Origin of the sequence: Paraburkholderia fungorum (assembly GCF_046026025.1) — a bacterium.
In the GTDB taxonomy this organism is placed as follows: Bacteria; Pseudomonadota; Gammaproteobacteria; order Burkholderiales; family Burkholderiaceae; genus Paraburkholderia; species Paraburkholderia fungorum_E.
The window spans coordinates 96023-109729 of record NZ_JAQQFL010000033.1; the positions used below are offsets into that span (position 1 = coordinate 96023).

Consider the following 13707-nt stretch of genomic DNA (forward strand, 5'->3'; position numbering starts at 1 on the left):
TTCAGGCAGATAAAAAAACGCCGCAAGCAAGGCTTGCGGCGCGAATGCGATCATCGGATGTGTTGCAGGTGACAGGCCCTTTAAAACACCGAGCGATCACAAAGCGAGGTCGGTCAGACGGAAGATTGTTATGGGTCAGCTAGCCGCCAATGGCCCTTCTGTCATGGCCTTGATTAACGCGGCCTTGCCTTCAATTGCCGCACCCAGCAGGGCGAACCCTACCGGACGGTCGCTGGCGACATGCCGGCATACGGCGCGCGCTGCATGCTTCGCCGCGCCGCTGCTGGTTTCAAGCGACCATGCGCCCTCGCCCTCCGGCGTCACGACGACAGCGGGACTCGCCGGCGTCTTCACGGTAATCGGCATCACCGGGAAGGCGACGCGCGTCGGCTGCCCGGCCAGGGTACGCGCGAGCGCTCGCGCCGCATGCATGATCGGCAGGACATATGGCTGCACCCGGCCGTCGATCGCGGCACAGTCGCCGAGTGCGTAGATATCCGGCGCACTGGTCCGGCACCACGCATCGGTTCGAATGCCCTGATCGATTTCAAGGCCCGCTGCCGCGGCAAGGCCCGTGCGCGACGCGAGGCCGATCGCCGACACGACCAGATCCGCGTCGATCGGCTCGCCTTCGTCGAACGTCAACCGATAGCTCGCCGGCAGGCGGTCGATACGATTCACGCTGCGGCCGGCATGAAAACGAATGCCGCCATCGTCCAACGCGCGGGCGAAGATCGCACCCACGTCTTGCGGAAGCAAACGAGCCAGCGGTGTCGAGGCAGGATCGATCAGACTGACCGCATAACCGGCGGCAGCCAGATCGTTGGCAAACTCGCAGCCGATCAGCCCCGCGCCCAGAATCGCCACTGACCGGCAACGCGTGAGCGCCAACCTGAAGCGCGCATAGTCGCCGAGATCGTTGATCGACATCACATCGGCCACACCGTCACCCGCCACCTTCAGTCGGCGCGGGTCCGCGCCCGTGGCCAGCACCAGCTTGCTGTAACCCAGCAACGCGTTGTCGACAACCAGCGTGTGCTCGGCCGGCAAAATGCGCTCGACGTGCTGATGCACGCGTATCCACGCGCCCAACTGCGACGCCATCGCAATGGCGTCGAAACTCGCCAGCGTTTGCGGCTCTTTCTTCATCGCCAGTGCATTCGACAACATGGGCTTCGAATAGAAGCTGCCGTCGTCGCGGCTGATCATCACGATCGGCACCGTGCTGTCGAGTTTGCGCAATTCGCGCGCGACCGTGTAACCCGCCATGCCCGTGCCGACGATCACCACCGGCAGCCCCTTGTCACCCTGCTGAGCGGCCGTCATGCGATCACCTGCATTTCAAAGTCGTGTTTGCCGGTGGCGCAATCCGGGCACAACCAGTCGTCCGGCACGTCTTCCCAGCGCGTGCCCGGTGCAATGCCCGCTTCCGGCAGACCGAGTGCTTCGTCATAGCGAAAGCCGCAGATCACGCATTCCCATACTTTCATGGCTTCTCTCCCGAATCACGCCTCATGTTTCCCGAATCGCACCGCGAACTAGCGCACATAGTTCTGGCCGAGACCGATCTCGGCCAAGGCTCGACGGTAGGCGCCCGATGAACGGTCGGCAAGGATCGGCGCTTCTGCCGCGCGGTCGATCGGCAGGTCTTCCGGGCGTTGCTGTTCGACAATCGCGCGATCTTCTTCGAACACCTGACGGTTGAACGCGTAGACGTCGTCGAGCGGCAAATCCTTGTCGAAGTTGCGCACAATCGGCACGAACAGACGCGTCTTGCGCGCGGACACCGGGCTCGCGGCATTCAGGATCGACAGGCGGCCGTTTTCAGGGAAATGAACCGTCAGGCGTGCAAAGAACGGCACGTCCACGTCGAAGAAGCGGTGCCACAAATAGCCCTCCGGCGCGCGATGCTGCATCGACTTCGGAAAGTTGCTGACCGTACTCACGTACTCCGCATGCATGCCGCGTTCACGCCGCTCAACCGAGTACTGCGGCACCACCGGGTTGTGCCGGTCAGCGAAACTGTCGTGGTGAATCCATGCGAAATGCGCGACGTCGATGAAACCTTCGGTCTGACGTCCCGCCGAGGCGTTGATGTCGATCGAGGGCGGCAGGATTTGCTGGAAGGCGGGATCGTCCCAGTAGGGAAACACGGGCAACGCTTCGGTACCGCCACCCAGCGAGACCCACACAAGGCCGTAGGCTTCCTGCGTTGCATACGTGACGAGATGCAGGCGCTCGGGAATCGGACCGTCCGTTTGCGACGGGATGTGCTTGCACTTACCGTCGTTACCGTACGCGAGGCCGTGATACGGACACACGATGTTGCCGTTATCGACCCATCCCTGGCTAAGCGGTGCACCGCGATGCGGACAGATATCGCGCGCGCTCACCAGTTGTCCGTTCGAGCGGAACACGACCAGCGGTTCGTCGAGCAGCGTCACGCTGATGGGTTTGTCGGTCACGTCGGCGGCGAACGCCACCGGATGCCAGTAGCGGCTGAGAATCTCCCAGTCCTGGCTATCGAAAGTGCAGTTGCGGGGTAAAGCGGGGGAACGTTGAAATGTCAGCGGCATAGCGCTGGCAGTAGCGGTGGCGGAACTCATGCATGTCTCCAAAACCTGTGGGGTTCGTCGCGCTTATGGTCTGCCCCTAGGAGACTTCCTTCGGGGCGTCTTGAGCGCGTGGAGAGAACGATAGCGGGATGAGGTCCGCCGACCCATCCCCCGACATGCATCTAGTCTATGTACGAAAAAGCATAGGGTGCCGCCACCCCGTTGGATCAGCGCCTGCTGAAACGCCTACGAGGCGCGTGGCAACGCGGCTTCGATAAACACCGCGCACAGCGCTTCCATGCCCTTCGCGTCTTCGGCGTCGAAGCGCGCGACGACCGGGCTGTCGACATCCCACACGCCGATCAACGTGCCGTCCGGTGCGACCAGCGGCACGACGATTTCCGATTGCGATGCCGAATCGCAGGCGATATGGCCGGGGAACTCGTGCACGTCGCGCACCACTTGCGTCTGACGCGTTTGCGCCGCCGTGCCGCACACGCCCTTGCCAAGCGCGATACGTACGCAAGCGGGCTTGCCCTGGAACGGCCCGACCACCAGTTCGCGGCCGTCGTGGAAGTAAAAACCGGCCCAGTTCAGATCGCTGAGCGAATGGAAAACGAACGCGGAGAAGTTCGCGGCGTTGGCGATCCAGTCGGTTTCGCCGGCCAGCAGCGCGCGCGCCTGAGCGACCAGTTCTTCGTATTGCGCGGCTTTGGGCAGATGCGAGGCGGAGGAGGTTTCGAACATGACGGCGTCCGTGATGAGAGCGGAAAGAGGAACGGCAAGGCGTGCAGTGTAAAGCAAGCCGCCGTTTCCTTCAGGGCGCGCCGCGTTCGGCATGCCGCCCTCTTTCCATCCGCTCTACGTACGCGCTAATGGCGCAATCCAGACACTCACGCCGTGGACAACACCATCCGTGAAGCCTTATTCGACGCCGACGATCACGCTCGATGCCTTGAAAATCGCCGTCGCCGCTTTGCCGTTCGCGAGGCCGAGACGATCGACGCTTTCATTGGTGATGATCGCAGCGATCTGCGCGCCGCCCGCGCTGATCGTCACTTCCGAATTCACGGCACCCTTGGTGACAGCCGACACCGTACCGGCGATGCAGTTGCGCGCCGACACCTGGCTCTTCGTCACGTCGACCATGACGATCACCGACGACGCCTTGACGAGAGCGAACGCCTTCTTGCCGGCGGCGAGGCCGAGCGAGGTCGCGCTGCCGTGCGTGATGATCGCGACGATCTCGAGACCGTCCTGGGTGCGCAACGTGACTTCGTCGTTCACTGCGCCGTGTTTGACTTCGGCGACTTCACCGGCGAATTGATTGCGTGCGCTGGTTTGCATGTTGTTCTCCTGGTTGATGAGCCTCGTCATAGACGCTTCGAGGCGATGGATCCAATGTGACGAAACGCTCAGCCCGAGTGGCTGCTTATGCTTGAAGTGCGGTGTCGCACTGCCGCTATTGACGATTCGGACCCCAATGAAACCACATAAGCGTTGTGTAAATACACTCATAGCGCCGTCAGGGCACAGGCATCCACTGCCCGGCCCATCGCGTGACACCGTATCATCGTGCCCTGGACCCTAACCGTCGAACCTTATGCCTGTCGCCGTCCTGCCCCGCGTTGCCGTGCGTTTTGCCGCGAGTTTTGCCGAACACCTCGCCGCCCGGTTGCCGCACGCCCGCCGTGCCGCCGCCTTATGCGTGGCTCTCGCCGCCGCCGCGAGCTTCGGCGCCTGCAGCAATCCGTCGCCAACGCGCGACGCCCACGCGAACGTCGACACGATCACGTTGTTCCCGATCGCCAATTACGACCAGAACGTCGATCACTGGCTCGACCCGGACAGCCCCGGCTACGACCGGCCGTTCCTGAGCCCCGCGGATCAGCAGGCGCACTTCAGGGTCCTCTACGCACGCTATTTCGGCACCGGCACGAGCGCGCCGTCGCCGTGGAATTCCGCCTACGTGGCAATGCGCGTCTATCGTCAGCAAGGCGCGGACATTGTCGCGCTCCAGCAGCGCCGCATCGACAAGTTCGACAACACGGGCAAGAGCGGCGCGGCGCTCGGCTATGGCGAAAATTTCCGGCCACACGACAAGGCGTGGATCGACGCCATCGCGCAAAACATGGCGCTCGAGCAGTTCACCCAGAAGGCCGTCTACACGCCCGAACGCCGCGCGATCGCCACCGGCAACCTGATGGTGCGCGAACTGCCGACCATGGACCCCTCGTTCTACGATCGGCACCTGGCCGGCGAAGGCTATCCGTTCGACAACCTGCAGATCTCGGCGGTACGCCCCGGCACGCCGCTCTATGTGCTGGGCACCAGCGCCGACGGCGCGTGGCGCTACGTGCAGACGCCCGACGTGCAGGGCTGGGTGCGCAGCGACGGTGTCGCCCTGACTGGCGATACCTTCGTCGACACATGGCGCGCCGCCACCACCAAATCGCTTGGCGCGGTGACGGTGGCATCGGCGCCCGTGCGCGACAGCCGCGGCGTATTCCGCTTCGACGCGCCCGCCGGCACGCTGCTGCCGCTCGTCCCGGACAGCGCCACGCGGCCCGCAACCCAGCCGGACGAAGCGGCCGGCGCAACCGCCGACGTCGCTGCGTCCCGCAAACTCCTGGTCCCGGTGCGCGACGTGGACGGGCAGGCGATCATCCGCACCGCTCAACTGAGCGACGCGCAGATCGCCCCCATGCCGCTCGCCGCCACCCCGCGGCATCTGGCGATGCTGATGAAAACGCTGATCGGGCGTCCGTACGGGTGGGGCAATAGCGGCCTCTACAACGATTGTTCGTCGGAACTGCAGAGTATCTTCGCGACGTTCGGCGTGTGGCTGCCACGCCATTCGTCGACGCAAATGAGCGCGGGACGCATGATCGACCTGTCCGCGTCGACGCCGGCGCAACGGCTCGATTACCTTGCCGAGCATGGCGAACCGTTGCGCACGCTGATCTACATCGGCGGCCACGTGATGCTCTACATCGGCAATACGACTCGCAACGGCGTCGCGGTGCCGGTGGTCTATCAGGACGTATGGGGCTTACGTCCAGCCGACAATAGCCGGCGCGCGGTAATCGGCGGCTCGGTGATCCTGCCGCTGCTCGAACGCATCCCGGAAGACGCGACGCTGCAGTCGCTCGCGGCAACCCCGACGTTCCAGATCAGCATTCTCGGCGCGCCGGGCGGCGCTGCGGCAACACCGTCCACACCTGCCGCGCCGCCGGACGACGACAATCCAGCCGGTTGAAATAACCCGGGAAAGCGGCCATCCGGTCGATTGAACCTGCACGGCGGCCACGTGCCGCACGAGCATGCTTAAAAATATTTTTCCCGGAGTGTCGATCCGAAGGCGATTCACTCGTCATAACGTTGAAGACCCGGCTCACGCAGTCGGTCTTTCAATTCACGAACCTGTTACTTCAAGGAGTCGCCGTCATGTCCAGCCCCGCTGTCAAACCGATCCCGGATGGGATGCATTCGCTGACCCCGTATCTGATTTGCGCCAATGCCGCCGACGCGATCGCGTTCTATGCCAAGGCTTTCAACGCCGTCGAACAATTCCGCCTGCCCGGGCCCGGCGGCAAGGTGATGCATGCCTGCCTGAAGATCGGCGACTCCATGCTGATGCTGACCGACGAATGGCCTGACCACAACGCGCTCGGCCCGAACTCGCTGAAGGGCACGCCGGTCACGATTCACCACTACGTCGAAGACGTCGACGCCAGTTTCAAGCAGGCCGTCGATGCCGGCGCGACCGTCGCCATGCCGGTCGCGGATATGTTCTGGGGCGACCGCTACGGTCAGTTGAAGGACCCGTTCGGCCACAGCTGGTCGCTCGCCACACACACACGCGACCTGACCCCGGAAGAGATTCAGAAAAATATGCAGGGTATGGAGTGCGGCTAGAAATACGCCGCGCCCTATTTACGATCGACATCGCGTTGCCCGAACAGGCTTATCGGGGCGGCTAGCGCGATCTTTGATAGGATCGGTCTCGACCCATAAACGGCGAGACATGAACGGTGCGCGTCAACCATCAGGCTTTCTTCTGCTCGCTGTTTGTCGCGCGTCTCGCCGATCAGGTGCTGCTGTTTCTCGTGCCGCTCGTCGTGTTTCAGACGACCCACCAGGTATCGTGGTCGGGCCTCGCGTTCTTTATCGAAACGCTGCCGCGCTACCTGGTCTTTCCCTTCTTCGGTGCCTTATGCGACCGCATCTCGCCTCTGCGGCTGATGCGGGTCAGTCAGACCGTGCGGGCGCTGGTGTGTTTCGGCGGTGTGCTGGCCTATATGCTGTTTGGCGGCATCGGCTGGCTCATCGCTTTGTCCGCGTTGTGCGGCGTGCTCACGAGCCAGGGGCTGGTCGCGCGCGAAGTCATGCTGCCGCAAATTTTCAGCACGCAGCAGTTCCAGCGCGTACTCGCCTACTCGCAGTTGGCCGATCAGTTGGGCTTCGTGCTGGGTCCGATGCTGGCCGCGCTGCTGCTTGGCGTGTGGCGCTGGGAGTGGGTGGTCGGCGCAACCGGCCTGCTGTTTCTGCTGGCCGATGCGGCACTGCTGCTGTGGGCGCGCACAAGCGGTTTCCGCGCCGGCGATCCGCCTCCTGCTGAACCGGGTCACTGGACGATGCCGCTGCGCATCGCGCTGCGCCATGTGCTGGTGCTGCCCGGCCTGAAGAAAGTCGTGCTGCTCGCCGCCGCCGAAAATCTGGTTATCGGCGTGACGCTCGCGACCTCCGCCGCGATGGTGACCGGCGTTCACGCACAATCGAATCGCTACTATGCCGGTCTGCAAACGGCCGGTGCCGTCGCGACCGTGCTGATTCTGTTGACCATCGCGCGTAACGCGTGGCCTGCGCGGGCACTCGGCCTGGTCGCATTCATTTCAATCTGTGCCGGCGGCGTGATCGCCGGTGCAAGCGCGGCACCCTGGGGCTATGCGCTCGGCTTTCTGCTGATTGTCGGCTTCGACAAGATGTTCAACGTCTACATCCGCAGCGCACGGCAGAAAATCATTCCGCCCGAGGATTACGGCAAGACGACCGGCGTGGTGATCCTGTTGAACAACATGACGCAACCGCTCGCCGGTCTGCTGGTCGGCGTATTTTCGGCGCGGGCACAAACCGGCTTGCTGATCGTGGTTCTTTCAGCGGCCATGGGCTGCATCGGCGCTGCGGTATCGATCGGCTCCACTTTGTCGCGGCGCAGGCGCGCGCTGGCGCTTGGGGAATAACACCGCTTACTCCCCGCCTGAAGGCCGTCAATACCGTTGCGCATTTGCAGCGCCCACGTCGGCCGGATGTTTAATCGCGCAAATGTTAAACAGGTCAATTTACGTTAGACAACCATTCGACTCGCATAACCATGCACAATCCACACATCAATAAAAATTAAAAATACTCAAATTAATTAGAAAAAACTACCTTAATTAGGTATTTCCCCGAATCCAGATGCAGAAACAATTTCCCAATTCATTCATCTAGCCGTCGCACATGGCAAGGCCTGCGCCCGACATTAAAAATTAATTACCGGCGCAAGAATTTGTATTACGAAGAAAGTCTGGTGTAGACTAAATTTCATCAAATGCGACAATCTCCGCATAACGCAATTACGCTGCTTTGGAATGTCCATTGAATTGATCCACTATCCGGCCGGCGCGTTTTTCAGACTATCCATGCAATTGAAAATCCGCGTCCTGCCGGCTTGCGAGGTCTCATGATGAAACAAAAACTGCTGTCGTCCAGCCTCATCGTCGCCTTGATGTTCGGCTTGCCTCTGCAGCTTGCACGCGCCGCCACCTATTCGAACGGCACCGCTGTCACCACCTTCACCGTCACGCTTACGTTAAACGCCAATTGCTCGATTAGCGCCACCCCGCTGAACTTCGGCAGCAACGGTGTGCTCGGTACTGCGATCAACCAGCAAACCACGGTCGCCGTTACCTGTACCAACACCACGCCGTACAACGTCGGGCTCGACGCCGGTACAGTCACCGGCTCCACCGTGACGAGCCGCTTAATGGCCGGCACGGCCACCGGCAACACCGCCACCACCGTCGGCTTCCAGTTGTATCAGGACGCCGGCCACACCACCCTGTGGGGCAACACGCAGGGGACCAACACGGCCGGCGGCACCGGTACCGGCTCGGCGCAATCGATCGTCGTCTACGGCCAGGTGCCCGCGCAGACCACCCCAAAACCTGACACCTATCAAACCACCATCACCGCGACGGTCTACTTTTGACACGGTCTGTATGGACACGGTCTGTAGAGACACGGTCTGTATGGACACGGTTCGTAAGCACGCGGTCTGCTATCACACGCAATATGAACACGCGCGCCACGGGCGCACGTCGTCGGCTACTGACAGCGTGCGTATTCGCGTGGTGTCTGACGGCGCCGCTCGCGCAAGCCGCGACGCTGCAAATTTCGCCCGTGATGGTCGATATATCCGCGGACGCCAACGCAACCGGTATCACGCTGAAGAACCCGGGCGAGAAACCGCTGTTCGGCCAGGTGCGCGTATTCCGCTGGGATCAGGCACGTGGCGAAGACACACTTACACCCACTCAGGACCTGGTGGCGAGCCCACCGCTGATCCAGATCGCCGCTCATGCCGATCAGTTGGTGCGGCTAGTGCGCACCAGTGCGCAGCCATCGGCCGCCGAACAAGGCTATCGCGTACTGATCGACGAATTGCCCGAGCCCGATGCCGCCCCCACCAGCGGCGTGACGATCCGCCTGCGCTACTCGGTGCCAGTGTTCGTCGAGCCGACCGTCGACATCGGTCAACCGAAGCTGTCCTGGCATCTGTCACGCGACACGCAAGGCTGGATACTGCGCGTCGACAACGCGGGTAAAAAGCGCGCGCAGATCGCCGCCGTGCAATTGATCGACAACGTGGGCAATGTCTACGTGATCAACAAAGGGCTGCTTGGCTACGCGTTGGCCGGTCGCGAACGTCACTGGCCGGTCACCCTGCCGGACAACGCCGCCCAGAACGGTCCGCTGAAAGTGCGCGCCGCGGTCAATTCGCTGCCGGCTGAAGCCACGGTGAATGTCGAATAAGTCCACGCAGGCACAAGGGGCAACACGCGTGCAGACCTCAGGCACGCAAGACCGGCCGTGATCGCGCCTGGGCCGATGGGAACGGACACGCTGCCCCGCCAGGCAATCGATGAGAATGACACGACGGCGAAAACGTCATGGATGGAGACTGCAGATCACTACGCTCGCGGCAACGCTGGCCATGCTGAGCGTGACTCAGGCCGGCGCTCAGGCGCCGCGGCGAGTCGCCGAAGCGGGCGTCGAAACGTCGGGCGCCGATACGTCGAACGTCGATACATCGGGTGTCGAACCGTCGAACGATGCGGCCGGCGGCATGGATGTCCGTCCAGTCGTCAACATGGGGGCGCATCCACGCACTGCCTCCAACGCCGCACCGGAGTCCGCCCAACGTGCCGCGGCGAAGCCCGCGCAAAACGTCACGGCGGGCCGCGATCTGTATCTGGAAGTCATGCTCAATGGCCAGCGCACCTCGCTGATCGCGCACTTTCGCGACATCGACGGCCGGCTCAGCGCAACGGGTAAGGACTTGAGCGAGATCGGCGTCGCCACTGAGAAACTCGGCGCCGCCGACGCAGCGTCGATCGAACTCGACCGGATCCCAGGCCTGCACTACCAGTACGACGCCGCGCGCCAAACCATCGACCTCACCGTGCCCGACGCGATCCGCAAACCGTACAGGTTCGACACGCGCGAGCTGACGCAAACGCCGAGCGCCGCCGCATCGCGCGGCTTTCTGATCAACTACGACGCGTTCGTACAAACCAACACCAATGCACAGTTCGCACTGTGGAGCGAAGAGCGCTACTTCGACCCAACCGGCGTATTGAGCAACACCGGCATTGCGTATCTGTACCGCGACCTCCATCGCTATGTGCGCTACGACACGTCGTGGAGCACATCGAATCCCGCCACACTCAGCACCACGCAATTCGGCGACACCATTTCGTCCTCGCTCGACTGGAGCCGTTCGATCCGTATCGGCGGTTTTCAGTGGCGCAGCAACTTCACGTTGCGGCCCGACCTCGTGACGTTTCCGGTGCAGGCATTGTCAGGCACGGCCGTTGTGCCTTCCGCCGTGGATCTGTATATCAACAACGTGCGGCAATACAGCGGCAATGTGCCGAGCGGGCCGTTCATCGTCAACAACGTGCCGGGCATCACCGGTGCGGGCGAAGCGACCGTCATTACGCACGACGCCCTCGGCCGCACCATTTCGACTTCGCTGCCGCTCTATATCGATACCCGCATGCTGGCCGCGGGCCTGTCGAGCTATTCGTTCGAAGCCGGCTTCCTGCGCCGCGCCTATGGCATCGATTCGTTTTCCTACGATCCGCGCCCCGCTCTTAGCGCCACCGCGCGACGCGGCATGAGCGACGCGCTGACGCTCGAAGGACACGCGGAAGCCACCGGCGGACTGGTCAATGCGGGAGCCGGTGCGCTGGTCCGCATGGGCATGGCCGGCGTGATCAACGGTTCATTTTCCGCCAGCGCCGGCAAGCTGAACGGCACCCAGGTCGGTCTTGGCTACCAGTTGATCGAACCGCACTTCTCGATCGACGCACAGACACTGCGCGCCTACGGCAACTATGGCGACCTGGCCGCGCGCGACGGCACGCCGGTCCCCACCGCCACCGACCGCGTCACGCTGGCGCTACCCTTCTTCAGCCGCCAGACAGTATCGCTCAGCTACATCGGCTATCGTTTCCCAGGCATCCCTGCCTCGCGGATCGGCTCTCTGTCGTACACGTTGAACTTCGGCAGTCTGGCCTCGCTCACGCTCAGCACGTACAAGGATTTCTTGCAGCACAACGCGCAAGGGGTGTTTCTGACCGCGAGCTTCGGCCTCGGCAACAACACCGCGATCAACGCCAGTGTCGGCCGTCAGAACGGCCAGTCGACCTACAACCTCAATGCGCAGCGGCCGCCCGACTACGCCGGCGGCTGGGGTTGGGGCGTGCAGGCCGGCGGCTCGGGCGCGGTGCCCTATCGCCAGGCGCAGGCGCAGTATCTCGGCAACTACGGTGAAGTGACAGCGCTCGCGCAGGACATCGACCGGCATGCGAGCGGCTCGCTCGACCTGACCGGCGCAATCGTGCTGATGGATCGCAGCATCCAGCCGGCGCGGCGGATCGACGACGGCTTCGCGCTGGTGTCCACGGACGGCGTCGCGGGCGTACCGGTACTGCACGAGAACCGCGTGATCGGCACGACCGACCGCAACGGCCATCTGCTGATACCGGACCTGAACGCGTACCAGCACAACCAGGTCGCGATCGACAGCATGAATCTGCCCGCCGACGCTCGCATCGCCACGACTTCAATGGACCTGGTGCCGGAATCGCGCACGGGCGTGCTGGCTAACTTCCGCGTGTCGCGCTACAGCGCCGCCTCACTGATTCTGCAGAGCGCCGACGGCAAGCTGTTGCCGCCCGGTACACGCGTGCATCACGTCGAAAGCGGCGGCGATACGATCGTCGGCTACGACGGTCTGACTTTCATCGAGAATCTGCAGCGCGACAACCACCTCGAGATCGATACCGGCGCCGGGCGTTGCAGCGTCGAATTCACCTATCAGCGTCCCGCTGACGGCGCGTTGCCGACGCTTGGACCATTGACCTGCCGCAGCGCCGCGACGGGCTCAGCAGCGGCGGCGCGATGAAGCGGCGTCTACCGCTCCTGCTTCTGGTGTTATGCGCGCTGCTCGGCGTATTACCGCAACGCGCAAGTGCGCAGACCTGCACGGCGAGCGCCTCGGCGCTCAGCTTCGGCAACATCAGCCCGATCGCATTGAGCTCCGTATCCGCGACCGGCACCGCCACCATTTCGTGCACCTGGCCGGCGATTACGCTAACGCCTAGCGTACAGGTGTGCCTGAATCAGGGCGGCACCACACCGCGCTATCTGGGAAGCGGTAGCAGCCAGTTGCAGTACGGGCTCTATCAGGATGCTGCACATTCGATCGCGTGGGGATCCACCGCCTTGGGCACTACGCCCATTTCGGCAATCCTCAATAAACCTTTGCTCGGCAATACCGCGACGACGTCGGTGAATTTCTACGGACAGATCACCGCCAATCAGGCGACAGTGCCGACCATCGGCAACGCCAGCACGGGCTATTCGCAGACCTTAAGCCAGACTTCGCTGACGTATGGATTCTTTCTGCTTGTCGCGCCGGGTTGCGCCGCGCTGACAACAAGCGCCGGGAGCTTCGGTTTCACGGCCAACGCGACGGTGGTGAACGACTGCCTGATCAGCGCGACGAATCTCGCCTTCACCGCAAGCGGCGTGTTGAGTTCGGCGTTGAACGCAACGGGCTCGATCACCGCGCGCTGCACGAATGGCGACGCTTACCGGATTGCACTCAATGGCGGTTCGAGCGGAAATGTAGCGGCGCGCCAGATGCAACGCTCGGGCGGCGGAGGGACGGTGAATTACCAGCTTTACACGGATGCCGGCCACGCGAGCGCGTGGGGAGACGGCACGGCGGGCACAACGATGCCGACGGGCACCGGCACCGGCAATGCGGCGTCGATTACCGTGTATGGCGTGGTGCCGGCCCAGACGACACCGATACCCGGCAACTACAGCGACACGATTACCGCGACGATCAGCTTCTGATTTTTCGGCGTTGTACGCGCCTGCCGACGGTTCGCGTGAGTAATGGATGGATGACGTCTAGAAGTTGATCATCCAGACCGTTCGCTGGACGTCGTGGGTCGCGACAAATTCCGCCGGCTGCGCCTGATCAGGCCCGGTTCCGCCCGGCGCGCCGGGGTCCAATGCGACCTGGGATATCTGGAACGGCGCCCCGTGCAGACAGGCGACCGCCGGTTGATTGGCAACGGTAATCGCCGCGTCCACCGAGCGGATGACGCAGGTTTCCTGCACGGTCAGGCTCACCGGGATCGAAGCAAGCCCCGCTGGCCATGCGTTTGAGGCTGGCGCGGCCAGCAGGATTGCCACTGACATGGCGGCTATGTTGCGGGGCATCATGATGGTCCGGGATCGGCTCGCGGCGCGAGTGGGCTTACCGATCTTTTCGGCACTTCATGCAGGAAACTTTAAGTCTTTATTG

General features: G+C 62.9%; 13 protein-coding genes. 7 read left to right on the top strand and 6 right to left on the bottom strand.

The features are described 5' to 3' along the window. Positions 1-135 precede the first annotated feature (135 nt). From PQR67_RS29570 to PQR67_RS29590, 5 genes are all read right to left on the bottom strand, one after another. Positions 136-1326 (bottom strand): NAD(P)/FAD-dependent oxidoreductase, encoded by a 1191-nt coding sequence (locus PQR67_RS29570; RefSeq protein WP_408466372.1) that lies wholly within the window; start codon positions 1324-1326, stop codon positions 136-138. Beyond that, a complete protein-coding gene (locus PQR67_RS29575) occupies positions 1323-1490 on the bottom strand; it encodes a rubredoxin (protein ID WP_093639504.1) in 168 nt (55 codons plus the stop codon). The genes PQR67_RS29570 and PQR67_RS29575 overlap by 4 nt, the downstream gene beginning before the upstream one ends. Before the next feature lie 48 nt (positions 1491-1538). Further along, on the bottom strand, positions 1539-2606 hold the full coding sequence (locus PQR67_RS29580) for an aromatic ring-hydroxylating dioxygenase subunit alpha (protein WP_408466373.1): 1068 nt from the start codon (positions 2604-2606) through the stop codon (positions 1539-1541). 195 nt (positions 2607-2801) lie between these two features. After that, positions 2802-3302, bottom strand: a complete 501-nt coding sequence (gene msrC / locus PQR67_RS29585) for a free L-methionine (R)-S-oxide reductase MsrC (protein WP_408466374.1) — start codon at positions 3300-3302, stop codon at positions 2802-2804. Positions 3303-3479: 177 nt separating this feature from the next. Beyond that, complete coding sequence (locus tag PQR67_RS29590; protein ID WP_408466375.1) at positions 3480-3902, bottom strand: TOBE domain-containing protein; 423 nt, start codon at positions 3900-3902, stop codon at positions 3480-3482. A gap of 256 nt (positions 3903-4158) precedes the next feature. Between PQR67_RS29590 and PQR67_RS29595 the strand changes: the two genes are divergently transcribed. The 7 genes from PQR67_RS29595 (at position 4159) to PQR67_RS29625 (ending at position 13250) form a co-directional block, all read left to right on the top strand. Further along, on the top strand, positions 4159-5814 hold the full coding sequence (locus tag PQR67_RS29595) for an SH3 domain-containing protein (protein ID WP_408466376.1): 1656 nt from the start codon (positions 4159-4161) through the stop codon (positions 5812-5814). A 188-nt stretch (positions 5815-6002) separates the two neighbouring features. After that, positions 6003-6473: a VOC family protein gene (locus tag PQR67_RS29600; protein ID WP_408466377.1), complete on the top strand. Its 471-nt coding sequence runs from the start codon at positions 6003-6005 to the stop codon at positions 6471-6473. Between the two features lie 116 nt (positions 6474-6589). Continuing rightward, the gene (locus PQR67_RS29605; RefSeq protein WP_408466378.1) at positions 6590-7798 is read left to right on the top strand and encodes an MFS transporter; all 1209 of its coding nucleotides are present in this window, start codon (positions 6590-6592) and stop codon (positions 7796-7798) included. A 527-nt stretch (positions 7799-8325) separates the two neighbouring features. Next, positions 8326-8808, top strand: a complete 483-nt coding sequence (locus PQR67_RS29610; RefSeq protein WP_408466384.1) for a Csu type fimbrial protein — start codon at positions 8326-8328, stop codon at positions 8806-8808. A 119-nt stretch (positions 8809-8927) separates the two neighbouring features. Beyond that, positions 8928-9632: a fimbrial biogenesis chaperone gene (locus PQR67_RS29615; protein ID WP_408466385.1), complete on the top strand. Its 705-nt coding sequence runs from the start codon at positions 8928-8930 to the stop codon at positions 9630-9632. 115 nt (positions 9633-9747) lie between these two features. Beyond that, positions 9748-12291 carry a fimbria/pilus outer membrane usher protein gene (locus tag PQR67_RS29620; RefSeq protein ID WP_408466379.1) on the top strand — a complete coding sequence of 848 codons (2544 nt, stop codon included), beginning with the start codon at positions 9748-9750 and terminating at the stop codon, positions 12289-12291. Then, a complete protein-coding gene (locus PQR67_RS29625; RefSeq protein WP_408466380.1) occupies positions 12288-13250 on the top strand; it encodes a Csu type fimbrial protein in 963 nt (320 codons plus the stop codon). Before PQR67_RS29620 ends, PQR67_RS29625 begins: the two co-directional genes overlap by 4 nt. A gap of 57 nt (positions 13251-13307) precedes the next feature. Here PQR67_RS29625 and PQR67_RS29630 read toward each other — a convergent pair whose 3' ends face one another. Beyond that, complete coding sequence (locus PQR67_RS29630; protein WP_408466381.1) at positions 13308-13625, bottom strand: Csu type fimbrial protein; 318 nt, start codon at positions 13623-13625, stop codon at positions 13308-13310. Between the last annotated feature and the right edge of the window lie 82 nt (positions 13626-13707).

Excerpts from the sequence above, each read along its gene's own strand:
- PQR67_RS29570 (WP_408466372.1), bottom strand. The coding sequence starts at position 1,326 with ATGACGGCCGCTCAGCAGGGTGACAAGGGGCTGCCGGTGGTGATCGTC.
- PQR67_RS29575 (WP_093639504.1), bottom strand. The coding sequence starts at position 1,490 with ATGAAAGTATGGGAATGCGTGATCTGCGGCTTTCGCTATGACGAAGCA.
- PQR67_RS29580 (WP_408466373.1), bottom strand. The coding sequence starts at position 2,606 with ATGAGTTCCGCCACCGCTACTGCCAGCGCTATGCCGCTGACATTTCAA.
- msrC (WP_408466374.1), bottom strand. The coding sequence starts at position 3,302 with ATGTTCGAAACCTCCTCCGCCTCGCATCTGCCCAAAGCCGCGCAATAC.
- PQR67_RS29590 (WP_408466375.1), bottom strand. The coding sequence starts at position 3,902 with ATGCAAACCAGCGCACGCAATCAATTCGCCGGTGAAGTCGCCGAAGTC.
- PQR67_RS29595 (WP_408466376.1), top strand. The coding sequence starts at position 4,159 with ATGCCTGTCGCCGTCCTGCCCCGCGTTGCCGTGCGTTTTGCCGCGAGT.
- PQR67_RS29600 (WP_408466377.1), top strand. The coding sequence starts at position 6,003 with ATGTCCAGCCCCGCTGTCAAACCGATCCCGGATGGGATGCATTCGCTG.
- PQR67_RS29610 (WP_408466384.1), top strand. The coding sequence starts at position 8,326 with ATGTTCGGCTTGCCTCTGCAGCTTGCACGCGCCGCCACCTATTCGAAC.
- PQR67_RS29620 (WP_408466379.1), top strand. The coding sequence starts at position 9,748 with ATGACACGACGGCGAAAACGTCATGGATGGAGACTGCAGATCACTACG.
- PQR67_RS29625 (WP_408466380.1), top strand. The coding sequence starts at position 12,288 with ATGAAGCGGCGTCTACCGCTCCTGCTTCTGGTGTTATGCGCGCTGCTC.
- PQR67_RS29630 (WP_408466381.1), bottom strand. The coding sequence starts at position 13,625 with ATGATGCCCCGCAACATAGCCGCCATGTCAGTGGCAATCCTGCTGGCC.